Annotated in this window: 21 protein-coding genes; 12 read left to right on the top strand and 9 right to left on the bottom strand. The window is 69.4% G+C overall.

The genetic code is table 11. The features are described from left to right. The first annotated feature begins 10 nt into the window (after positions 1-10). Positions 11-1,324 carry a 5-(carboxyamino)imidazole ribonucleotide synthase gene (locus OK17_RS12535; protein WP_461417628.1) on the top strand — a complete coding sequence of 438 codons (1,314 nt, stop codon included), beginning with the start codon at positions 11-13 and terminating at the stop codon, positions 1,322-1,324. Then, positions 1,321-1,842, top strand: a complete 522-nt coding sequence (gene purE / locus OK17_RS12530) for a 5-(carboxyamino)imidazole ribonucleotide mutase (RefSeq protein ID WP_006360458.1) — start codon at positions 1,321-1,323, stop codon at positions 1,840-1,842. The genes OK17_RS12535 and purE overlap by 4 nt, the downstream gene beginning before the upstream one ends. Here purE and OK17_RS12525 read toward each other — a convergent pair. The 4 genes from OK17_RS12525 to OK17_RS12510 all read right to left on the bottom strand — a co-directional run bounded on the left by OK17_RS12525 (position 1,839) and on the right by OK17_RS12510 (position 5,885). Continuing rightward, complete coding sequence (locus OK17_RS12525) at positions 1,839-2,693, bottom strand: dienelactone hydrolase family protein (protein WP_461417627.1); 855 nt, start codon at positions 2,691-2,693, stop codon at positions 1,839-1,841. The genes purE and OK17_RS12525 overlap by 4 nt on opposite strands. Positions 2,694-2,699: 6 nt before the next feature. Beyond that, entirely contained in the window at positions 2,700-3,074 is a 375-nt protein-coding gene (locus OK17_RS12520) for a nitroreductase family deazaflavin-dependent oxidoreductase (RefSeq protein WP_006865867.1), read from the bottom strand. 88 nt (positions 3,075-3,162) lie between these two features. After that, the gene (locus OK17_RS12515; protein WP_461417626.1) at positions 3,163-3,903 is read right to left on the bottom strand and encodes a TIGR03089 family protein; all 741 of its coding nucleotides are present in this window, start codon (positions 3,901-3,903) and stop codon (positions 3,163-3,165) included. Further along, complete coding sequence (locus tag OK17_RS12510; protein ID WP_461417640.1) at positions 3,891-5,885, bottom strand: LCP family protein; 1,995 nt, start codon at positions 5,883-5,885, stop codon at positions 3,891-3,893. Before OK17_RS12510 ends, OK17_RS12515 begins: the two co-directional genes overlap by 13 nt. 516 nt (positions 5,886-6,401) lie before the next feature. Between OK17_RS12510 and rfbD the strand changes: the two genes are divergently transcribed. From rfbD to manB, 3 genes are read left to right on the top strand one after another with little or no spacing between them, the layout of a single operon-like run. Next, a complete protein-coding gene (gene rfbD / locus OK17_RS12505; protein ID WP_461417639.1) occupies positions 6,402-7,337 on the top strand; it encodes a dTDP-4-dehydrorhamnose reductase in 936 nt (311 codons plus the stop codon). Between the two features lie 4 nt (positions 7,338-7,341). Further along, positions 7,342-8,238 carry a glycosyltransferase family 2 protein gene (locus tag OK17_RS12500; RefSeq protein ID WP_461417625.1) on the top strand — a complete coding sequence of 299 codons (897 nt, stop codon included), beginning with the start codon at positions 7,342-7,344 and terminating at the stop codon, positions 8,236-8,238. 44 nt (positions 8,239-8,282) lie between these two features. After that, the gene (gene manB, locus OK17_RS12495) at positions 8,283-9,416 is read left to right on the top strand and encodes a mannose-1-phosphate guanylyltransferase (protein WP_154882873.1); all 1,134 of its coding nucleotides are present in this window, start codon (positions 8,283-8,285) and stop codon (positions 9,414-9,416) included. Between the two features lie 114 nt (positions 9,417-9,530). On the opposite strand, the gene OK17_RS12490 is transcribed toward manB, so the two are convergent. Further along, positions 9,531-10,178, bottom strand: a complete 648-nt coding sequence (locus tag OK17_RS12490) for an O-methyltransferase (RefSeq protein WP_232715710.1) — start codon at positions 10,176-10,178, stop codon at positions 9,531-9,533. A 277-nt stretch (positions 10,179-10,455) separates the two neighbouring features. Here OK17_RS12490 and sigE point away from each other — a divergent pair, with 277 nt between their 5' ends. From sigE to tatB, 4 genes are all read left to right on the top strand, one after another. Beyond that, complete coding sequence (sigE, locus tag OK17_RS12485; protein WP_232715711.1) at positions 10,456-11,076, top strand: RNA polymerase sigma factor SigE; 621 nt, start codon at positions 10,456-10,458, stop codon at positions 11,074-11,076. 231 nt (positions 11,077-11,307) lie between these two features. Next, entirely contained in the window at positions 11,308-11,829 is a 522-nt protein-coding gene (locus OK17_RS12480; protein ID WP_232715712.1) for a hypothetical protein, read from the top strand. Further along, positions 11,826-13,364 carry a S1C family serine protease gene (locus OK17_RS12475; RefSeq protein WP_232715713.1) on the top strand — a complete coding sequence of 513 codons (1,539 nt, stop codon included), beginning with the start codon at positions 11,826-11,828 and terminating at the stop codon, positions 13,362-13,364. The genes OK17_RS12480 and OK17_RS12475 overlap by 4 nt, the downstream gene beginning before the upstream one ends. 16 nt (positions 13,365-13,380) lie before the next feature. Continuing rightward, positions 13,381-13,848, top strand: a complete 468-nt coding sequence (tatB, locus tag OK17_RS12470; RefSeq protein ID WP_461417624.1) for a Sec-independent protein translocase protein TatB — start codon at positions 13,381-13,383, stop codon at positions 13,846-13,848. Positions 13,849-13,859: 11 nt separating this feature from the next. Here the strand turns inward: tatB and OK17_RS12465 are convergent, their stop codons facing one another. The 4 genes from OK17_RS12465 to OK17_RS12450 all read right to left on the bottom strand — a co-directional run bounded on the left by OK17_RS12465 (position 13,860) and on the right by OK17_RS12450 (position 18,489). Continuing rightward, positions 13,860-15,005, bottom strand: a complete 1,146-nt coding sequence (locus OK17_RS12465; protein ID WP_232715715.1) for an Mrp/NBP35 family ATP-binding protein — start codon at positions 15,003-15,005, stop codon at positions 13,860-13,862. Positions 15,006-15,074: 69 nt separating this feature from the next. Further along, the gene (locus OK17_RS12460) at positions 15,075-16,202 is read right to left on the bottom strand and encodes a lytic transglycosylase domain-containing protein (RefSeq protein WP_232715716.1); all 1,128 of its coding nucleotides are present in this window, start codon (positions 16,200-16,202) and stop codon (positions 15,075-15,077) included. 452 nt (positions 16,203-16,654) lie between these two features. Then, on the bottom strand, positions 16,655-17,179 hold the full coding sequence (locus OK17_RS12455; protein ID WP_461417623.1) for a DUF1003 domain-containing protein: 525 nt from the start codon (positions 17,177-17,179) through the stop codon (positions 16,655-16,657). Then, positions 17,176-18,489 carry a magnesium transporter MgtE N-terminal domain-containing protein gene (locus OK17_RS12450; RefSeq protein WP_232715718.1) on the bottom strand — a complete coding sequence of 438 codons (1,314 nt, stop codon included), beginning with the start codon at positions 18,487-18,489 and terminating at the stop codon, positions 17,176-17,178. Before OK17_RS12450 ends, OK17_RS12455 begins: the two co-directional genes overlap by 4 nt. A 98-nt stretch (positions 18,490-18,587) precedes the next feature. Between OK17_RS12450 and OK17_RS12445 the strand changes: the two genes are divergently transcribed. The 3 genes from OK17_RS12445 (at position 18,588) to OK17_RS12435 (ending at position 21,975) form a co-directional block, all read left to right on the top strand. Then, positions 18,588-19,076, top strand: a complete 489-nt coding sequence (locus OK17_RS12445) for a YflT domain-containing protein (protein ID WP_006865852.1) — start codon at positions 18,588-18,590, stop codon at positions 19,074-19,076. 320 nt (positions 19,077-19,396) lie between these two features. Next, on the top strand, positions 19,397-20,758 hold the full coding sequence (locus tag OK17_RS12440; protein ID WP_232715719.1) for an extracellular solute-binding protein: 1,362 nt from the start codon (positions 19,397-19,399) through the stop codon (positions 20,756-20,758). After that, complete coding sequence (locus OK17_RS12435; protein ID WP_461417622.1) at positions 20,755-21,975, top strand: carbohydrate ABC transporter permease; 1,221 nt, start codon at positions 20,755-20,757, stop codon at positions 21,973-21,975. Before OK17_RS12440 ends, OK17_RS12435 begins: the two co-directional genes overlap by 4 nt. The last annotated feature ends 2 nt before the right edge of the window (positions 21,976-21,977 follow it).

Below are 21,977 nucleotides of genomic sequence, written 5' to 3'. Positions count from 1 at the left end.
ACATGGAACGATGGTTCGCGTGAATCCTCGCGTGCCGGATGAAGGGCCCGAAAACGGGCCGGTGACCTCGAATTCCACGGTGCCTCCCACTCCCGAAGCGGCACGGAGTGCCGGTGCAGCGTCGGGTATGCCGAAGGTCACGATGATCGGCGGCGGACAACTCGCCCGGATGACCCATCAGGCCGCGATCGCCCTCGGCCAGTGTCTGCGCGTCCTGGCCGCGTCCGAGTCCGATCCCGCCGCGCAGGTGAGCGCCGACATAGTCCTCGGTTCGCACGACGAACTCGACGATCTCCGCCGCGCCGCCGCAGGTGCCGCCGCACTGACCTTCGACCACGAGGGTGTGCCGCTGGCGCACCTGGAGGCGCTCGAAGCCGAAGGGGTGGCAGTCCTCCCGCCGTCGAAGGCGCTGCACTTCGCCCAGGACAAGCTGGCCATGCGCGTGCGGCTGGCCGAGCTGGGTCTGCCGGTACCGGCGTTCGCCGATCTCGCCGGCGACCGTGAGGCCGCCCGTGCGCGTCTCGGCGAGTTCGGCGAGGCCAACGAGTGGGAGATCGTCATCAAGGCGGTCCGCGGCGGATACGACGGCCGCGGGGTCTGGCTGGTCGACGGCGCCGACGAGGCGCTCGCGGTCTTCGACGAGTACCCGTCCGACGCACCGGCCCTGCTCGCCGAGCAGAAGGTTCCCATGCGCCGCGAACTGTCGGCGATGATCGCTCGGTCCCCGTTCGGGCAGGGCGCCGCGTGGCCGGTCGTGGAGACGATCCAGCGTCACGGCCAGTGCGCCGTCGTGCTCGCGCCCGCACCGGATCTCTCCGACGAGGTCGCCGAGCGGGCCCAGCAGATGGCGTTGCGTCTGGCCGATGAACTCGGCGTGGTCGGCGTCATGGCGATGGAACTCTTCGAGACCGTCGACGGGGAGCTCGTCGTCAACGAACTCGCGATGCGTCCGCACAACAGCGGTCACTGGACGATGGACGGCGCGGTCACCTCGCAGTTCGAGCAGCATCTGCGTGCCGTCCTCGACTACCCGCTGGGCAACACCGCGCCGACCTCGCCGCTGACCGTGATGGCCAACATCCTGGGCGCACCGGAAGCCCCGGAGATGTCCATGGACGAGCGTCTGCACCACCTGATGGCGCGCATGCCCGAGGCGAAGGTGCATCTGTACGGCAAGGGCGAGCGGCGCGACCGCAAGATCGGCCACGTGAATGTCGTCGGCCGCCAGGGTGAATCGATGGAATCGGTGCGTGAGCGCGCCGAGCGTGCCGCGCAGTGGATGTCGCACGCGACGTGGACCGACGGATGGGATGTGCATTCATGAGTGAGACCGCAGAGTTCCGGGGTCCCCGGGTGGGCCTGATCATGGGCAGCGACTCCGACTGGCCGACGATGAAGGCCGCCGCGGAGGCGCTCGCCGAGTTCGACGTACCGTTCCAGGTGGGCGTCGTCTCCGCACACCGCACCCCGCAGCGGATGCTCGACTATGCCGCCGGCGCCGCCGCCAACGGCATCGAGGTCATCATCGCGGGAGCCGGTGGGGCAGCGCATCTTCCGGGAATGGTCGCCTCGGCGACGCCGCTCCCGGTCATCGGTGTGCCGGTGCCGCTGCGTCACCTCGACGGCCTCGACTCGCTGCTGTCGATCGTCCAGATGCCCGCGGGTGTGCCCGTCGCGACCGTCTCGGTCGGCGGAGCGCGCAACGCCGGGCTGCTCGCCGTACGCATCCTCGCCTCGTCCGACCCCGCCCTGCAGGAACGGATGGTGTCGTTCCAGAAGGGCCTCGAGCAGATGGTCCTCGACAAGGATGCCGCGCTGCAGCAGGAGCTGCTCGGCGACTAGCCCTGTGCGGCAGGGGATTCCGGGGCGGTGGGCGGCAAGCCGAGTTTGTCGGTGAAGAAGTCCATCACCCGGTCGAAGGCCTCCCTGGTGGGTTGTCCGGGTTCGTCGTAGAGATCCTCGGTCAGCACCGAATGCGGCCGGGGGAACATCGAATCCGGGTTCGCCGCCTCGTCGGGGAGCTCGATCCCGATGAACGAATCGCCGAGAAGCTCTTGGAGATGGGTGAAGCGCGACCGCGGCGAGAGTTGGTCGCCGGCGAAGCGCAGACCCATCACCTCGAGACCGCGTGCGCACCGCGCCTGGACCTTGGCGAGGTCTGCGGCGTCGACGTCGATCGCGCGGGCGCGCCCGGGGAGCACCGCGAACGGCAACGACGGCTGGGAGAGCACCGGCGCCACCATTCGTTCGTCGGTGGCCATCGCCAGCGCGAACCCGCCGGTGAAACACATCCCGACTGCGCCGACGCCGGGACCGCCGCAGCGATCGTGCTCGAGGGCGGCGAGTTCGCGCAGCCACGCTGCGACCGGTGAGGTCTTTCCCGTTGCGAGAATGGTGAATTCCCGGGTGATGCAGGTCTTGGTGATGGTGCCCAGCATGTTGCGCACCGCTCCCATGCGACCGAGATTGTCCGGTCGCGGGTCCTGGCCGTCGACCCCGAACAGCGACGGCATGACGGCCGTCGCGCCCAGATCGGCGATGCGCCGGGCCACATTGGCGACCTTCGGGCTGATGCCCGGCATCTCGGCGATCACGATGACCGCGGGGCCAGTGCCCTTGCGGTAGACGCGACGGGTGTCGCCGCGCAGGGTCACGTCCTCCGCGGCGAAGTCGTCGAGCGGATCGTCGGCCATCGTCGGTCAGTCCTTGTGGAGGGTGCCGAGGAGCGCCGACTCGAACGGCATCGCAAAGATCTTCGCGCCGCCGGCGAGGTCGGGGGAGTCCGACGGTACGACGCGGGGTCCGGTCACCCGATAGCGCTTGTCCTTGCGGACGATGGTGAACGAACCCGCCGCCTGTACGTTGCGCACCCAGTCGGTGTGCCTGCCGTAGGTGAGGACGATCGTGAGCTTGTCACGGTCCACCCAGGCCAGTACCGGGTTCGAATAGGTCTTCCCGGACTTGCGGCCGACGTGCTCGACCATGGCGAACGGGGGCAGATGAGGCGCCCACATCCGCTGGATCGGATTGGTGACGATCTTGTTGAACCGGGCCAGTGCGTCAGGTAGTCGCATGTGCCCACTGTGCCTCAAAACCCGCGATCCCGCGGGGCCTTGGTGTCTGCTCCCGCGGGGTCGCGCGGCATTTGCGGCTATCGAGAACTCACTCGGCGAGGATGACGCCGGCCTTCTCGACCTCGGCGATCGCAGTCACCCGCTCCGCGTCCGCGTTGGCGACGTGCACGAGACTTCCGCCGGCGATCATCGGCGCGAGCAGGTGCGCGAGAACGTCGGATGCGCCGTGCCAGGGGCGCGTCGACACCACCCGGGTGCCGGCGCCGATGCCGTCCCGCTCGGCGACCGTGCGGGCCTCGGTGATCACCTCGGCCGTCGGGGCGCCGTCGAGCGCTTCGACCGCGGGGGACCGGGAGACGAACTGGTCGCCGTGCACCCGTACGACGCTGCCGTAGTCGCCGACCCCGGGCGGAAGGTCACGCAGCGGTAGGGCGAACGGATCGAGCGACGCCACCACGACCTCGTCGGCGTCGGGATGGTCGTCGAGCCGGTCGCGAGAGGTGAAGACCACCAGCGCTTCCGACGCGGCCTCCGTGGCGTCCGGTCCCGGGAGATGGACATCGGCGCCGGACCACAGTGCGCCGAGCACGATTCCGGCTGTCTGCCAGTGCTCGGGCAGGTCCACGACCACCACATCCCCGGCACCCACGCCGATCTCGTCGGTCAGATAGTTGGCGGTCTTCGCCGCCCAGTTGCCGAGGGTGGCCGCCGACAACTCGGTACGCTCGCCCGTCGCCTCGTCGTAGTAGGTCAGCAGCGGACGCGAATGATCGGTCACCGCACCGAAGATCGCGTCGGCGACGGTGTTCGGAGTGGTCAGTTCACGCACATCGGCCCCTTGGTCCCGGCGGTGATCGGCGGCCGCTTGTTGCCGACGCGCTCACTGGCCGGGGTGTTGTCGGTCTGGTCGCCGGTGTCGCCGAGCCCGCCCGGTCCGGCGTAGGTGTTGGTGAGGATCACCTTGAGCTGGTCGTCGGCGAGATTCGGGTCCTCGACGACCTTCACGCCGCCGAGGTCCTTCGCGAGCAGTCGGGCGGCGTCGCCGTTCTCCTTGGCGTAGACCACCGAGTCCTTGGTGTCGGCCTTGCCGCTCGAGGTGTCACCGGACTGATAACCCTTGTTGGTCAGGATGTTCGCGACATTCGAGCCGAGCCCATCGATCGTGCCGGCGTTGACGACGTCGACCTTGAAGTCGCCGCGCTGGGTGTCGCCCGCCGCCTGCTGCGGAGTGAGGAGATTGCTGGTGTAGGTCTTCACCGCCTGCGGATCGACCTCGACGACGGACTGCAGCCCGTCCTCGCTCCAGCCTTGCTCGGTCACGATCGGGATGGTCGCGAACTTCACGCGGCCACCGCTGAGATCCTTGAGCTGCTCGGCGAAGTTGATGATGTTCCAGCCGTCGTCGATCACGATGGAGCGCGCCACCGCGTTCTGCATCTCGGAGAGCTTGCCCGGATCGGTGAGAGTGCCTGCGGAGAGCACCTTCTGGGTCAGCGACGCCATGAAGGCCTGCTGGCGCGTGATGCGGTCGAGGTCGCCACGGGGGAGGCCGTGACGTTGACGCACGAAGCTCAGGGCGCGGGGACCGTCAAGCGTCTGGACACCCTTGCGGAACCGGGCGCCGCTGAACGGATCCCGGACCGGCGCGTTGAGGCAGACGTCGATGCCGCCGACCGCATTGGTCAGCAGGACGAAGCCGAGCAGACCGACCTCCGCGTAGTGGTCGACCTGGACGCCGGTGAGGTTGGCGACGGTGTCCACCAATGCCTTCCGGCCCGCGAGCGTGCCTTCCTTCTCCGCTTCCTCGGGTGACTGCCCGGCTTCGACGGCGCGGGCGCGCACGCCCTCGCGGGTGGTGCCGTAGGCGGCGTTGATCTTGCTCATGCCGATTCCCGGCACGTCGACGTAGGAGTCACGCGGGATCGAGATCGCGGTGGCCGACGAACCGTCTTCGGGGATACGCACCAGCAGGATGGTGTCGGTGTTGGTGGCGACCTCCTCGCCCGAACGGAGGAGCTTGATCTCCTCCGGCGAGAGCGGGTTGCCCTTCGCGTCGGTGCGGGAGTCGGTGCCCACCAACAGGATGTCGACGGCGCCGTCCTTCGCGCCGCCCAGGCCGAGGCCACCGAGCTGCGTGATGCGGGTCTCGAGATCGGACATCGTGTTCCAGGCGTAACCGGTACACAGCAGCACGGCGACCGATGCGATCGCGATCAGCGCACGACCCCACCCGGCTCCCGACGCCCAATGGGCGCGCGGGCGCGACGAGGTGCCGGGCGGCGCGGTCGGCGGCGTCGCGGATGCGGTGGATTCTGCACTCACCGCGAGTTTCTCGGTCACCGCGGCGGCGCCGGCGGTGGCTGCCGATCCGCGCTTCCTACGTCGAGGAGCGCCGGAGGCGGTCTTCGAGGGTGTCCCAGTCTTCGGTGCGCCCTTGCTGGGGACGGCGTTCTGGACCGAACCCTGGTCGGCAGTCGCCTTGGGAGCGGCCGACTTCGGGGCACCGGCCTTCGGGGCGGCGGCCTTCCGAGGTCCCGCCGCCTTTGCCGGTCCGGCCTTCTTCGCGGCGCTCTTCTTCTTCGGAGCCGGAGCCGGAGCCTGCTCGGCGTCGGGTCGGGGCCGGCGTTTACGGGCGGAATCCTGCGGCGCGGGACGCTGACGTTCGGCGGGCTTCGATCGCGTGTGGATCTCGCCGGACGAGCGTCGACCGAGAGGCTCGTCGGCACGACGCGGACGGCGGGGCGATGCCGGATCCTGCGGGGGCACGCGCCGTCGGGGATCACGCTCGGCGGCGGGGCGTCGTCGGGGCATCCCCTCGTCCCGGGCGGGGATCCGTTCCGGGGGCGGCTGGCGGCGCGCACGCTGCGCGGAGTCGGCTCGGTTGGGTTGCTCGGGAGCACGCCGAACCACGCGGCGTCGCGGACCGGCCGCCTCGGCGTCCACGGGACGCGGGCGGGCAGCCTGGGGAGGCCGTCCCGGTTCACCAGCGCGTTCGCCGCGCACGGGCCGTCGGCCGTTCTCGGCATCCGGAGTGCGCCGGTTACCCGGCTCCGGCGGTACCGCACGCCGGGGGCGCGGCCGCCCACGTGCGCCGTCGGATGGTGAATCCACTGGTCAGCGGTCCCTTTCGAGGTCATCATGCTGCTCGACGGTGGCGCCCGGTAGGTCCGCGCCCTGGGATTGTCGGTGCAGAAGTGAAAGTTGGTGTTGTGCTGTCGCCAGGCTACTGAAGTGATTCGGGAATTCGAGAACGCAACGCCGAGGAGTGGAGTAGCGGTCGTCACGTGGATGACGGCGGAGTCGTGGACCACCGTGGTCTGCGGCACGATGGAGCGCATGCGTGTCACGCCCAGCACCCCCACCGTGTACATCGTCGGCGCCGGCGGTCAGCTCGGCAGCGCACTCCAGGGGAGGTCGGCGCAGGCACCCGATTCCGTGGTGTGGCGCCCCCTGACCTCGGCCGACATCGACATCGCCGACGAGACGTCGGTGGCGGCCGCGCTCGGCGACCTCGGCCCCGACGACGTCGTCGTCAACTGTGCCGCCTACACCGACGTCGACGGTGCCGAGTCGGACCTCGCCGGTGCACGCCGCGTCAACGTCAGCGGTCCCGCCGTGCTCGCCGCCAACACCGCCGCCGCGGGGGCGTGGCTGATCCACGTCTCCACCGACTACGTGTTCCCGGGTGCCGCACCCGACACCGACCGCCCCGACGGCTACGAACCCGACGACGTGAGCGGCGAACCGGCCACCGTCTACGGGGCCACCAAACTGGCGGGCGAACGCGCCGTCCTCGAGGCGGACCCGCGCGCGACCGTCGTGCGCACCGCCTGGGTGTACACCGGCGGTCCCGAGAGCCGCGACTTCGTCGGGACGATGCGGCGCCTCGAGCAGTCCCGCGACACCGTGTCGGTCGTCGACGACCAGCTCGGATCGCCCACCTACTGCCTCGACCTCGCCGACGGGTTGTGGGAACTCGTCGCCGCCGGGCCCCGCCCCGAGGTCACCGGTGCCGTCCTGCACGCCACCAACGCGGGCCGCGCGACCTGGTTCGACGTGGCCGCGGCCGTCTTCGAGGAGGTCGGCGCCGAACGGTCACGCGTGCTGCCCACGACCACGGCGGAGTTTCCGCGCCCGGCACCGCGCCCGGCCTACTCGGTGCTCTCCGGGCGTTCCTGGGCCGCGGCAGGGTTGACCCCGCTGCGGGACTGGCGTGCCGCGCTGCACGCGTCGATCGCCGCGTCAGAGGGTTCGTTACCCTGAGCCGGTGCCCGCTCAGCTAGCCGTCGTCACGGTGACCTACTCCTCCGGTGATCACCTCGCGACATTCCTCCGCAGTCTCGACGCCGTGACCGACGTGATGCCGCAGGTCATCATCGCCGACAACGGCTCCGACGACGGCGCACCCGAGAAGGCCGAGCAGGACTACGAGTCCGTCACGCTGGTCCGTACCGGCGGCAACCTCGGCTACGGGCGCGCGATGAACCGCGGCGTCGCCGAACTCGATCCCGACATCGAGTTCGTGCTGATCGCCAACCCCGACGTCGAGTGGAAGCCCGGCTCGATCGACGAGCTGCTCGCCGCCGCCCGGCGCTGGCCGCGTGCCGGTTCGCTCGGACCGCTGATCCGCGAACCCGACGGCACGGTCTACCCGTCGGCGCGTCGCGTCCCGGACCTCGTCTCCGGTACCGGCCACGCCATCCTCGGCACGGTGTGGAAGTCCAACCCGTGGACCGCGGCCTACCGCGCCGACGACGAGGCCCCGTCGGAACGGGCCGTCGGCTGGTTGTCCGGCTCGTGCCTGCTGATGCGACGCGAGGCCTTCGACGCCGTCGGCGGCTTCGATCCGCGCTACTTCATGTACATGGAGGATGTCGACCTCGGCGACCGACTCGGCAAGGCCGGCTGGCAGAACGTCTACGTGCCCTCCGCCGAGATCGTGCACACCAAGGGACACAGTGCGGGCCGGCACCCGGAGAAGATGCTGCCCGCGCACCACGAGAGCGCGTACCGGTTCCAGGCCGACCGCAACCCCGGCGTCCTACGCGCACCGCTGCGGCTGGCGTTACGGGCCGGACTGGCCGTGCGCTCCCGGCTCGCGGTACGGGCCGCCCGCCGCGCGCTGTCGGCCCAGGACACCCCGACGAGCGAAACCAACGGATAGGTGCTGAAGTGAGTACCGATCATCACGAAGAAGGGACCGATCAAGTGGATCAGTACACCGTGCGCGACTCGGTGGGGAGTGAAGCCGTCGGGGGATCGGGTCCGGTCGCCGAGGACGTCCAGGCGGTCGTCCTCGTCGGCGGCAAGGGCACCCGGCTCCGCCCGCTCACCCTCTCGGCACCCAAGCCGATGCTGCCCACCGCGGGCCTGCCCTTCCTCACCCACCTGCTGTCGCGCATCCAGGCCGCCGGTATCCGCGATGTGGTCCTCAGCACCTCGTTCAAGGCCGAGACGTTCAGCGAGTACTACGGTGACGGCTCCAAGCTCGGACTCAGCATGCGCTACGTCACCGAGGAGGAGCCGCTCGGAACCGGTGGCGGTATCCGCAACGTCCTCGACGAGCTGACCGCCAAGACCATCGTCGTCTTCAACGGCGATGTGCTCGGCGGCACCGATGTCCGCGACGTCATCGACACCCACCGCAAGGCCGACGCCGACGTCACCATCCACCTGGTCCGGGTCAGCGATCCGCGCGCGTTCGGCTGCGTGCCGACCGACGCCGACGGTCGGGTCACCGCCTTCCTGGAGAAGACCCAGGACCCGCCGACCGACCAGATCAACGCCGGCACCTACGTCTTCGAGCGCGAGATCATCGAGTCGATCCCGTACGGCGTGCCCGTCTCGGTGGAGCGCGAGGTGTTCCCGCGTCTGCTCACCGAGGGCAAGCACGTCCACGCGCACGTCGACCACGCCTATTGGCGCGACATGGGCACCCCGGAGGACTTCGTCCGCGGTTCGGCCGACCTGGTTCGCGGCATCGCGCCGTCGCCGGCACTCGGTGACCGGCGCGGTGAGTCGCTGGTCCACGAGGGTGCGGGCGTCGGCCCGGGTGCGCTGCTCATCGGCGGCACCGTCGTCGGCCGCGGAGCCGAGGTCGGCCCCCGCGCCCGCCTCGACGGTGCGGTGGTCTTCGACGGTGCGGTCATCGAGGCCGGCGCGGTCGTCGAGCGCTCGATCATCGGGTTCGGCGCGCGGATCGGTCCGCGGGCACTGATCCGCGACACCGTCGTCGGCGACGGCGCGGACATCGGCGCGCGCTGCGAACTCCTGCGCGGCGCCCGGGTGTGGCCGGGAATCGAGATCCCCGACAACGGAATCCGTTTCTCGACGGACGTGTAGAGGCGCCTCACGAGCTCGGCGAGCGTGTAGAACCCGCAAACCCACCCTCTTTCGGCGAACCCAGCACCCCTCGAGGGGGTGGATATGCCGAAAAAGGGTGGGTTTGTGTTCGGGTCAGCGCGTCTTGACGGCGGCCAGCACACCGGGTCCGAGCGGGATGACGACCGGCAGCAGGCGCTCGTCGTCGGCGATCAGCAGGGCGGCCTCGCGAGCAGCGGCCGTCGGCGGGTCGGTGCGGGACGGGTCGCCCACGGTGCCGTCGGCGGTCGCGTTGTGCACCACCACGACGCCGCCGTCGCGCAGCATGCGCACCGCCTCGGTCACGAACCGCGGCAGGTCCAGCAACGGACCGTCGATGAAGACCAGGTCGTACGACGAGTCGGACAGGCGCGGCAGCACATCGGAGGGCGTGCCGTTGATCAGACGCGTACGGCCGGGGGAGATGTCGGCCCCGGCGAACGACGCCCGTGCGGCGCGATGGTGTTCGGGCTCGGGGTCGATGGTGGTCAGGACACCGTCGGCGGCCATGCCGTTGAGCAGCCACAGGCCGCTGACGCCGGTGCCGGTCCCGATCTCGGCGACCGCCTTGGCATCTGCGGTACGGGCCAGGAGCGCGAGCAGCGCACCGACCGCGGGGCTCACGGGCGTGGCGCCCAGCTCCTCGGCGCGAGCACGGGCGGCGATGACGGCATCGTCCTCGACGATCGCCGACTCGGCGTAGGCGATCAGATCGGGGCCGGCGGACGGGGTTGACTCGGTCACGCGTCGAGGTTAACCGCCGGTCGCTACAACCCGGACATGGCACGCCGACCTGCGCGAATCCGGGCCGCTCCACATCCTCAGGGAACACTCAGCCGACTCATACGGCGACCACACTCCGGTAGGAGAGGGTAAAGGCGTCCGGTTGACGGTATTTCCGTTCCTGGTTGGTGTGAACGCCCGCCGAACGGGGAATACCCGATCGGTGCGACGTTGTTCCACACGGTGAGTGCTCAGGGTCACCGGGCTGTGTTCACGAGAGAGGAACCGACCACCCACCATGACCGATTCCCGCGATTCCATCGACGACGCGTCCGCCGTTCCGGCGGGCACGGCAGGCTTCGACGCCACCGGCGACGAGATGCTGATGCCGTCATGGGACGAACTGGTGCGCGAGCACGCCGACCGCGTCTACCGCCTGGCCTACCGGCTGTCGGGAAATCAGCACGACGCCGAGGATCTCACCCAGGAGACCTTCATCCGGGTGTTCCGGTCGCTGTCGAACTACCGGCCCGGCACCTTCGAGGGTTGGCTGCACCGCATCACCACCAACCTGTTCCTCGACATGGTCCGCCGCCGCAGCAAGATCCGCATGGAGGCGCTGCCGGAGGAGTACGACCGGGTGCCGGCCGACACTCCCGACCCGCAGCAGATCTTCGACGCCACCAATCTCGATCCCGATCTGCAGCGCGCACTCGACTCGCTGGCGCCCGACTTCCGCGCCGCCGTCGTCCTGTGTGACATCGAGGGTCTGTCCTACGAGGAGATCGCCGCCACGCTGGGCGTCAAGCTCGGCACCGTCCGCAGCCGCATTCATCGCGGCCGGCAGAGCATCCGGGACGCGCTGGCGGCTCAGGGCCACACCAGCAGCCGTTCCGTCGCCATCGGCGCCCACAGCTGACGTGCCGTTCCGGCATCGGTCGATCGTCGGACACCTCACCTCCGCTGTCTGGTCGGCGAGGTCCGGGAACCACGAGACGACGAGCGTCGTTGTCTGACTCGGATAAGCTGAGACGTTGCGTGCACGCCACGCGCGGCGGCACAGTCCGCCGGCGGTGAGTACCGTGGCGAACAGACTCGGCAGGCTGAGATCGGATTGCGGCGGACACGTCGTGGAGAGGGGTGACCGACGATGATGGACGGCGATCGCGGGCGTCCGACCCGGGGCGGCGGTGTCGAGCCCCCGACCCCAAATCTTCGTCGCCGGCGGTCCTCCTGGAGTGCGGACTCCTGGACACCGGCCCCGTCGTCCTTCCTGCCCAACCGCGGCTATCGTGCGCCCGGCACCGCCGGCGGGCGCCGCTTCGCACCCACCGAACATCTCGCCCCCGAGGCGGTCGCCGCCTTCGTCGACGGTGAGCTCGGTATGTCGGCACACGCCCGCGCCTCCCACCACCTCGCGCTCTGCCCCGAATGTGTGGCAGCCGTCGACGCCCAGTCCCTGGCCCGCACCCGACTCCGCGAGTCCGGCCAGGTGTCGGTGCCCGCCTCGCTGCTCGGTGCGCTCTCCCAGATCCCGACCCGCGAGATCGATCTCGGCTCGGACGCCCCGACCGACGGCATCCCCGGCGCCCGCGACGCGATGCGCCCGCCCGCGAACCCGCTCACGCGTGAGACCGGCCGTGGCCGCAACTTCCGCCGTCGGGGTCGGTGAACGTGGCCGACGGAACCGGATCGCAGGACGAGGACACCTCGATTCCCGGTGGTGACGCGCAGTTCGCCCGCCGCGAAGATCCCCCGAACACCCAACGCCTGACGCCCGGACGGCCACGGCACTCCCCGGTGTCGCCGTCGACCGCGCAGGTCTTCGGCCGGCCCTCCGGGGTTCGCGGGTCCTTCGCGACCACGCCGAACAGTCAGTCCGCGCCGCAACCCCACGTCGCAGATCCGGATCCGGTGCTCGCCGAGGCCTTCGGCCGCCCGCCGGGTTCCGACGAGACCCTCCAGCGCGACCCGCTCGCCTCCTACGGCCAGACCGAGGAGGAGCCGCGAGGCAACGACCCCTGGCGTGACCCGGAGAGCCCGGCGCGGCTCGTCGACCCGGCACTGCGGACCTCGTCGGCGGCGCCGGCCACCGACCCCGGGCCCAAGCTCGGTGTTCGAGATGTGTTGCTGGGCAACCGGATCAGCTGGAGCGCGCTCGCAACGCTCGCGATCATCGCCCTGCTCATCGCTCTCGTCGGCGGCCTGATGGGGCGCTGGACCGCCGAGGTCGCGGCCCCGCTGACCACCGATTCGGTGGAGCTGTCCACCGACGACTCCGGTGACGGATCGGCACCGCGCTCGTCGATCGCCGAGGTCGCGCGGGCCGTCGAGAAGTCCGTCGTCGCCATCGACGTCCGCGCGTCCGGGGCCTACTCGACCGGTTCGGGCTTCGTCATCGACAAGTCGGGCTACATCCTCACCAACAACCACGTGATCGCGATGGCCGCGAACGACAAGGCCGCGAAGCTCGAGGTCATCTTCTTCGACCGTCAGCGGGTTGCCGCCCGCATCGTCGGTCGTGACCCCAAGACCGACCTCGCGGTGCTCAAGGTCGAGAACGTGAAAAATCCCACCGTCTCGGTCCTCGGTAGTTCCGCCGATCTGCAGATCGGCGAGGAGGTCGTCGCCTTCGGATCGCCACTCGGCCTCAACCGGACCGTGACGAGCGGCATCGTCAGCGCCACCAACCGTGCGGTGGCCCTCACACCCGACGCCGAGTCCGACACCGATGCGGTCATCGACGCGATCCAGACCGACGCCTCCATCAACCCCGGCAACTCCGGCGGCCCGCTGGTCAACGCCGACGCCAAGGTCGTCGGCATCAACACCGCAGGTCGGCTCGGTGCCGGCGGCGGTTCCATCGGCCTCGGCTTCGCCATCCCGATCGACGAGGCCAAGCCCATCGCCGAGGCCCTCATCCGCGACGGCAAGGTCAACCACGCCCAGATCGGAATCAACGCCAGCTCGGTCCGCAACGAGCGGGTCCTGGGCGCGCAGGTGCGCAACGTGGTGTCCGGCGGACCGGCCGAACGTGCGGGTGTCCGCGAGAACGACGTCGTCACCTCGTTCAACGGACGGCCCATCGAAAGCGCCGACGAGTTGAATGTCGCGGTCCGGACCGCGAAGATCGGTGAGGAGATCCCGTTCCAGTACTGGCGGGACGGGCGCACGTTCAACGGCAAGATCACGCCGCAGAGCGACTGACACCGGGACGAGGTAGATGTTCAGCAGTATCGGATGGGGCGAGATCGCGATCCTGATCGTGGCGGCCCTCGTCATCCTCGGGCCCGAACGACTCCCCGGCGCGGTGTCGTGGTCGATGCAGTCGCTGCGCAAGGTGCGCGATTACGCGACCGGCGCGACCAACCAGCTCAAGGACGAATTGGGTCCGGAGTTCGAGGACCTGCGCAAACCGCTCGCCGACCTCAACGAGCTACGCGGCATGACACCGCGCTCGATCGTCACCAAGCATCTGCTGGACGGTGACGACTCGCTGTTCCGTCTCGGAGAAGACGCCACGACCGTCGATCGCAGCACCACGCCGGCGCCGCCGATCAAACCGGTGTCAGCGCCGATGTCGCTCGACAAGAACACCGGCACACCGTCGGCCGAGCCGTCCTCGGGTGGTGCTCCGGTCGAACGCCGGCCCGGTCGTCGTCCCGCCGTCACCGACTGGGACGCGACCTGACCTGACTCCTCTCAGGAGTGGCGGATGGTGTCGAGCCCGAGGCTCATGCCGGCCAGTCCGCGCTTGCGCACGGCGAGCTTCGCGGCGATCGCCCGCAGGGCGGATCCGGCGGGGGAGTCGGGGGCCGACAGGACCACCGGGACACCCGCGTCGCCGCCCTCACGCAGGGCGGTCTCCAGCGGCACCTGACCCAGGAGTTCGACGGGAGCGCCGACCGCGCGGGTGAGTCGCTCCGCGACCTTCTCGCCGCCACCCGAACCGAACGGTTCCATGCGGGTGCCGTCGGGCAGTTCGAGCCAGGACATGTTCTCCACGACGCCCAGGATCTTCTGGCGGGTCTGCAGGGCGATCGCGCCGGCGCGCTCGGCGACCTCGGCGGCGGCCTGCTGCGGGGTGGTGACCACGAGGATCTCCGCACCCGGGATCAGCTGTGCGATCGAGATCGCGACGTCGCCGGTACCCGGCGGCAGGTCGAGCAGGAGGACGTCGAGGTCGCCCCAGTAGACGTCGGCGAGGAACTGCTGCAGCGCGCGGTGCAGCATCGGCCCGCGCCAGGTGACCGGGGTGTTCCCGTCGGTGAACTGGCCGATGGAGATGAACCGCACGCCGTGGTTCATCGGCGGCATGATCATCCGCTCCACCTGGGTGGGCTTGGCGTCGCTGCCGAGCATCCGCGGCACGGAGTGGCCGTAGATGTCGGCGTCGAGAACGCCGACGGTGAGTCCGCGCTCGGCCAGTGCGGTCGCGAGATTGACCGTGACACTGGACTTTCCGACGCCGCCCTTGCCGGAGGCGACGGCGTAGACGCGGGTCAGGGACCCGGGCTGGGCGAAGGGGATGACCGGTTCGGCCTTGTCCCCGCGCAGCTTCTTGCGCAATTCGGTGCGCTGTTCGTCGTCCATCACGTCGAGTTCGACGCGAACCGCGCCGACACCGGCGACATCGGCGACGGATTTCTCCACGCGCTGGGTGATCTCGGTCCGCAGAGGGCACCCCGACGTCGTCAGGTAGATCCCGACGTCGACGCTCGCGTCGTCGTTGATCGTGACCGACTTGACCATCCCGATGTCGGTGATGGGCTTGCCGATCTCCGGATCCTTCACCTTGCCCAGAGCGGCGCGAACTGCCGATTCCGTGGGCGCAACTCCTGTAGTCATCTGCTCCAGCGTACCGGCGTCACCGGGTGACCCCGGTGGTGGTCCCGGGGTCGGTTGCACGAGGCCGGATCAGCGGACGGGCACCGGAGTCGTCGCGGGTCCGGGCACCCCGACCCTGGGGTTCGGCTGCGGCGCCTTCTTGGTGATCGGTGCCTGCTTCTTGGTCGGCGGCGGGGCCTGTCCCGGCAGGGTGATCGTCGGCAGACAGACGATGAAGCAATTCTGCGGCGGCGGTGCCGGCGTGCGCACCGACGGCGACGAGGAGGACGGACCCGACGGCGGCGTCGACGAGGACGACGACGAACTCGACTTGCTCTTGCTGCTCTTGGAGCTCGACGCCTTGCGCTTGGCCTCCGGGATCGGGTTGGTGGGCATCACGCCGGTGGCGTAGGCGGTCGCCCAGCCGATCACGTTGGACACGTACTCCATCGAGCGGTTGTATCGCAGCACGGCAGCGACGCGGGTGCCCTCGGCCATGATGTCGCTGACGCCGGCGCACAGGTAGCGACCCGCCGAGTAGGTGGCGTCGAAGACGTTGTTGGGATCGGCCTTGCCGTCGCCGTTGGCGTCGGAGCCCCACGCGGCCCAGGTGCTGGGGATGAACTGCATCGGACCCATGGCGCGGTCGTGCCTGGGGTCACCGTCGATACGGCCGCCGTCGGTGTCCTTGATGACGGCGTTACCGGCCAGCGATCCGTCGAGCACGGGACCGGCGATCGGGTTGATCGTGGTGCCGTACTGGTCGACCGAGCCGTTGCTCGCGTGGTTGGACTCGATGCGGCCGATGCCGGCGAGCAGGAACCAGGGCAGCTTGCACTGCGGGCTCTCGGCGCCGACCCGGTTGGCGGCGAGCTTGTAGGCCTGCAGGACCACGCCGGGGATGCCGAGCGGACCCGAGGGGAGATCGTTCGCGATCCGGAACTGTGCAGCGGGCAGCGCGGCGGCCGCGGGCTTCTCCGGCGGCGGTGCGAAACCGAGCAGGGCGACCGGCGAACCCGGCACGACGTCGGCCACGACGACCGGGGCCTCGGGTTCGGGGTTCGTCGCGGCGAGCACGCCATGGGCGCTCGACGAGGCGGTGCCCAGGACCATGGTGCCGACGAGGGCGCCACCGACGACGATGGTCGCGGCCCGGCGGGGGAAGTGCAGGGGACGCTGCGGCCCACGACGGCGCCGCACCAAATCGAGCGGGCTCACCGACGGCCACCGTCGTGTGCTGTGCGCCCGTACGCCGGGCGGCCCGCCGCTGTGTGCACTCGGCGGTTCACCGCCGATCCCCGCGGATGGCTCGCCATCCGATTCTTCGTTCCCGACTGCACGATCACATGTACTCCGTTGTCAAAACACCACACGTCTGCCCCCGAGGACGCAGTGATTGCCCGCTCCTGGCCGCACGGCCTGGAGCCGAGAGCGAATGCGCCCGACCGGTTCTGGTGTCATGTGACCGACACCCCGCCCCGGCCGAACTGTGACCCACCATACATATCGGGTCTGATGACCCAATGGCGAACTCCACATTTGCTCGTCGTCACTCACTTCGTCGCTGCGATGCGAAAAGTTACGGCGGCAAACTCATGGGAGAGAAGTTACTGGAGTGACATAACGGAGTGATGTCGAGCGGTCATCGGACGAGGCCGGGGGACGGTTCGCTAGTGGGATCGGTCGTCGCCGTCCGCTTCGTCGGAGCTCTCCGCGTCGCGAGCCGCGAGCCGTTCGGTCAATCCGTCGAGCAGGTCGTCGAGTTCCTTGCGCAGGTAGTCGCGCGTGACGGTGTCGCCGACGGCCAGGCGGACGGCGGCCAGTTCGCGGGCGAGGAACTCGGTGTCGGCCTTGGTCTGCGCCGACCGCATCCGGTCCTCCTCGAGCGCGACCCGGTCCCGGTTCTCCTGGCGGTTCTGCGCGAGCAGGATCAGCGGGGCGGCGTAGGCCGCCTGCGTGGAGAACGCCAGATTCAGCAGGATGAACGGATACGGGTCCCAGCGGATCGTCACCGCGACCAGGTTCAGCGCGATCCACACGATCACGACCACGGTCTGGATGGCCAGGTACCGGCCGGTCCCGAGGAACCGCGCGACCCGTTCGCTGTACATCCCGACCACGTCGGAGTCGAGATTGAACGAGATGGTGCGCCGCGTGCTCGGGGTGTCGAGTTTGCGTCCGCCCTGTTCGCTCATCGGATCCTCACCTGGGCGCCGGCGCCGGACGGCCTGTCGATGTCCTCGGGTTCGGTCTCACGCCAGTCGCGCGGCAGGATCTCGTCGAGGAGGTCGTCGACGCTGACGGCGCCGAGTAGGTGGCCTGCCTCGTCGACCACCGGGCCGCAGACGAGGTTGTAGGTGGCGAAGTAGCGGGTCATCGTCTCCAGGGAGTCCTCGGGGTGCAGCTGGGCGAGGTCGGTGTCCAGGATGCCGCCGACGAGGTGGGCGGGCGGCTCCCGCAGCAGCGCCTGCAGATGGACGCAGCCGAGGTACTTGCCGGTCGGCGTCGACGTCGGAGGGCGCACGACGAAGACGATGCTCGCCGCGGCAGGGGTGAGGTCGGGGTTGCGGACGCGGGCGAGCGCCTCGGCGATCGTCGTCGACGGGGTGACGATGATCGGCTCGGAGGTCATCACACCACCGGCGGTGTCGGGGGAGTGCAACAGGAGTCGGCGGACCGGTTCGGATTCCTCCGGGTCCATCTCCTCGAGCAGGGCCTCGGCCTCGGTGTCGGGCAGCTCGCCGAGGAGGTCCGCGGCGTCGTCGGGGTCCATCTCCTCGAGGATCGTGACCGCCCGGTCGCGGCCGAGCGCGGTGAGCATCGCCTTCTGGTCGTCGGGCGGCAACTCCTGGAGGACATCGGCGAGCCGTTCGTCGTCGAGTGCGGCGGCGATCTCGCCACGTCGCTTCGGCGGCAGCTCGCGCAGGGCGTTGGCCACGTCGGCCGGACGCATCCCCTCGAACTGCATCAGCGCCTGGGCGACGCCCTGTCCCGGCAGATCGAGGGAGGACTGCGTGATCCCCTGGACGCTGGACCATTCCACGACGTGGGTCTCGTGACGCCGGCGCAGCCCACGGCGGCCCGCACGGACGGCCACCCGCGACACGACCCAGTCCCGGGTGCGGGTGCGCTCGATACCGAGATCGACCACGGTCACGTCGGCGTCGGCGAGCTCGGGGAGATCGGGATCGGTGACACGGACCCGCGTGTCGAGGATCTGGCCGATCGCCAGGGCCTCGCCGGGACGCAGGTGCAGCTTCCGGAGGCTCACCGTTCCGGTGTTGAGGGTGACCGCGCGCGGCTCGATGCCGGTCACGCGCAGCATCGGGACGAAAATCCTTCGGCGGGTGGTCAATTCGACGGCGAGGCCGAGTGCGCGCGGTTGTTGACCCGACAATCGGATCGAGATCACCACGTCCCGGACCCGGCCGATGGATTCACCATCGGGACCAAGGACGGCCAACCCGACTAATCTGGCCACGAACACCTTGCTCACCGACGACATGGGAGTAAGGGTAGTGCCAACGGTTCGGCGAACGTCGTCGGCGAGTATGGATCAGCCGCGATGTCCGTCGACTCACTTCCACAAGGGAGGTCCCGAAAATGACGAATCCCATGCGCCCGAGCCGGGAGACGCCGGGCCTGCCGACCCCGCCCAAGGGCTGGCCGATCGGCTCCTACAGCACCTACGCCGAGGCCCAGCGTGCGGTGGACTACCTGTCCGACGAGAACTTCACGGTCCAGGACGTCACGATCGTCGGCGTCGACCTCATGCAGGTCGAGCGTGTCATCGGGCGCCTCACGTGGGGCAAGGTGATCGGCGGCGGTCTGGTGTCCGGCGCCTGGCTCGGGTTCTTCTTCGGATGCCTCGTCGCCCTCGTCTTCACCGGCTCGCCGCTCGGGCCGATCATCGCCGGCATCGTGGGCGGCATGGTCTTCGGTGTGATCTCGGCGACGATTCCGTACGCGGCGACCCGCGGACAGCGCGATTTCGCGTCGACGATGCAACTGGTCGCCGGACGCTACGACGTCCTCTGCGACCCGAAAAGCGCAGAGAAAGCGCGCGACATGCTCGCCCGCCTGACGATGTGAGACTCCTGTCCTAGAGGGACACGGGGCGATCACAATCAGAAGGGGAGTGGCACGCCCATCCCGGATGTGTTGCATGTCACGAATCGCGCCGTATAGCGTTGCACCTCGGACGCTCACGGCGGAGCACCTCGGGTGTTCGCCGCGTACGACATCGAGGAGGCTGCGTGCGGAGCAGGGTCAGCACTGATGATGGAACGGGCCGCACTGGCCGATCGGGGGTTTCCCGGCGATCGGAGGGCGGCCCGCCCGGCTCTCGGACCACAAGTCGCGTAAGGCGAAAGGTTCTCGCGGCAGCGGTTGCCGCGGCCGCGGCGCTCCCCGTGCTGTCGGCGTGTGGCTCGGGATATGAAGCGGGCGTACTGAATTTCTATCCGCCGGCCGACGGTGCCGACACCTTCGCCGCGATCGGCGACAAGTGTTCGGCCGACTCCAACGGTGCCTACAAGGTCGTCACGACGCCGCTGCCCAAGGGTGCCGACGATCAGCGACTGCAGCTGGCCCGTCGCCTCGCGGGCAACGACTCCGGGCTCGACCTCATGGGCATGGACGTGGTGTGGACCGCCGAGTTCGCCGACGCCGGTTGGATGGTCCCGGTGCCGGACGCGATGGCCGCGGAGGTCTCCGCGCGCTCGCTCGGCGGCCCCCTCGACACCGCGGTGTGGAAGACGGATGAGGATGAGCGCGAACGCCTCTACGCGATCCCGTTCTCCACCAACACCCAGTTGCTCTGGTACCGCAAGGATGTCCTCGAGGACAAGGTCGACCGCCGACGCCCCGCCTCGACGTGGGACGGGATGCTCGAGGACGCTCTGGTCAGCGGCCGCAACGGCGGACCGACCTACATCATGGTGCAGGGCAGGCAGTATGAGGGCCTGATGGTCTGGTTCAACTCGGTGCTCGTCAGCGCCGGCGGCCAGGTCGTCGACCCCGACAACCCCGACCAGGTCACCCTCAACGACACCCCGGAACATCGCGCCGCCACGGTCCGTGCACTCCGCACGCTCAAGGCGGTGGCCACCGCACCGGGCGCCGACCCGTCGCTGACCAACTCCGACGAGGGGGCGGCCCGACTGGGCATGGAGAGCGGTAAGGCCTTGTATGAGGTCAACTGGCCCTTCGTGTTCCCCGGCATGCGCGAGAACGCGGTCTCCGGCGCAGTGCCGTTCCTCGACCTGACGCAGTACGCGAACCTGTACGCCGACAGCGCGAATCCGCCGTCCGACCGCGACGTCATCCCGCTCAACCGCGAGATGCAGAAGGTCTTCGACTTCGCGCCGTACCCGGGCTTCGAGGGCTTGCCGACCAAGACGACCCTCGGCGGCATCAACATCGCCGTCGCGAGCACCTCCGAGCAGCAGGAACTGGCCTGGCAGGCCGCCGAGTGCATCACCAGCGAGGCCTCGCAGAAGAGCTTCTCGCTCAATGCGGGCCCGCCTCCGGTGATCGAATCCATCTATGACGACGCCGATTTCCGGCTCGCCTACCCGATGGCGGAGGAGATCAAGCGCCAGCTCCAGCCCGAGCATGCCGCGGTCCGACCGAAGTCGCCCGAGTACCAGGCGATCTCGACCCTGCTGCAGGCGAAGCTGAGCCCGGTCGGGGCGTGGGATCCGGAGACACTGGTGGACGAACTCGCCGAGGCCGTCCAGAAGGCAATCGACGGGGAAGGGTTGGTTCCGTGACCGACGACAACACACCCGGGCGCAGGCCGAACGAGGACGACTCCGCGGACGAGTCCACGTTCCGCGCCGGCCGTCACGCGCTGCCCGACGATGCACCGGCGCAGACCGGTCCGATCCCGATCGTGGGCGACAACCCGCCGGTCCACTCCGAAGAGCTGTGGAAGGCTCCTCCGGGAGGCCGCCACGAGGCACCCTCCGGTTCGACCCCGTCGGCGTCGTCGGGGGTGAACCCGGTGGGATCGAGTCCCGGATCCGTCGGCGTCGCACCGTCATCGGGGGCTGCCACCGCAGTCGCCGAACGACCCCGCGCCGAGGCCGCTCCGAAGCCCCGAAAGCGCAGTGAGGGCAAGACCGCCGAGCGGCGACTCGCACTCTGGCTCGTCGCCCCGGCGGCGCTGATGATGCTGCTGGTGACCGGTTATCCGATCATCTACGCGGTCTGGCTCTCGCTGAACAAGATGAGCCTGTCGGCGCCCGGCGAGCGCGAGTTCGTCTGGTTCTCGAACTACGCGACGGTGCTGACCGACAACTACTGGTGGACGGCATTCGGTGTCACCGTGGGCATCACGGTCGTGTCGGTGCTCATCGAGCTCATCCTGGGCATGGCCATCGCCCTGGTCATGCACCGCACCATCTTCGGACGCGGCACGATCCGCACGGTGGTCCTGATCCCTTACGGCATCGTGACCGTGGCCGCGGCGTTCTCCTGGTACTACGCGTGGACGCCGGGCACCGGCTACCTGGCGAACCTGCTGCCCGACGGCAGCGCGCCGCTCACCGAGCAGTGGCCGTCGCTGGCGATCATCATCCTCGCCGAGGTCTGGAAGACCACGCCGTTCATGGCACTGCTGCTGCTGGCGGGTCTGGCGCTGGTGCCCGACGATCTGCTGAAGGCCGCACAGGTCGACGGCGCGGGAGCGTGGACGCGCCTGTGGCGCATCATCCTTCCGCTGATGAAGCCCGCCATCCTCGTCGCGCTGCTGTTCCGCACGCTCGACGCGTTCCGCGTGTTCGACAACATCTACGTGCTCACCAGCGGTTCCAACAACACCTATTCGGTGTCGATGCTGGGCTATGACAACCTGTTCGGCGCATTCAATCTGGGCGTCGGGTCGGCGATCTCGATCCTGATCTTCGTCTGCGTGGCGATCATCGCGTTCGTGTTCATCAAGGGGTTCGGCACCGCCGCACCGGGTTCCGACGACGAGGGGAGGTAATC

This window comes from Gordonia sp. GN26 (assembly GCF_054823965.1).
This window is presented reverse-complemented; position numbering and strand designations above follow the sequence as displayed.

Coding starts and splice junctions, on each gene's coding strand:
- OK17_RS12445 (WP_006865852.1), top strand. CDS start 18,588: ATGACGAATCCCATGCGCCCGAGCCGGGAGACGCCGGGCCTGCCGACC.
- sigE (WP_232715711.1), top strand. CDS start 10,456: ATGACCGATTCCCGCGATTCCATCGACGACGCGTCCGCCGTTCCGGCG.
- rfbD (WP_461417639.1), top strand. CDS start 6,402: ATGGAGCGCATGCGTGTCACGCCCAGCACCCCCACCGTGTACATCGTC.
- OK17_RS12480 (WP_232715712.1), top strand. CDS start 11,308: ATGATGGACGGCGATCGCGGGCGTCCGACCCGGGGCGGCGGTGTCGAG.
- tatB (WP_461417624.1), top strand. CDS start 13,381: ATGTTCAGCAGTATCGGATGGGGCGAGATCGCGATCCTGATCGTGGCG.
- OK17_RS12510 (WP_461417640.1), bottom strand. CDS start 5,885: ATGCCCCGACGACGCCCCGCCGCCGAGCGTGATCCCCGACGGCGCGTG.
- OK17_RS12535 (WP_461417628.1), top strand. CDS start 11: ATGGTTCGCGTGAATCCTCGCGTGCCGGATGAAGGGCCCGAAAACGGG.
- OK17_RS12465 (WP_232715715.1), bottom strand. CDS start 15,005: ATGACTACAGGAGTTGCGCCCACGGAATCGGCAGTTCGCGCCGCTCTG.
- OK17_RS12450 (WP_232715718.1), bottom strand. CDS start 18,489: ATGTCGTCGGTGAGCAAGGTGTTCGTGGCCAGATTAGTCGGGTTGGCC.
- OK17_RS12455 (WP_461417623.1), bottom strand. CDS start 17,179: ATGAGCGAACAGGGCGGACGCAAACTCGACACCCCGAGCACGCGGCGC.
- OK17_RS12520 (WP_006865867.1), bottom strand. CDS start 3,074: ATGCGACTACCTGACGCACTGGCCCGGTTCAACAAGATCGTCACCAAT.
- OK17_RS12525 (WP_461417627.1), bottom strand. CDS start 2,693: ATGGCCGACGATCCGCTCGACGACTTCGCCGCGGAGGACGTGACCCTG.
- purE (WP_006360458.1), top strand. CDS start 1,321: ATGAGTGAGACCGCAGAGTTCCGGGGTCCCCGGGTGGGCCTGATCATG.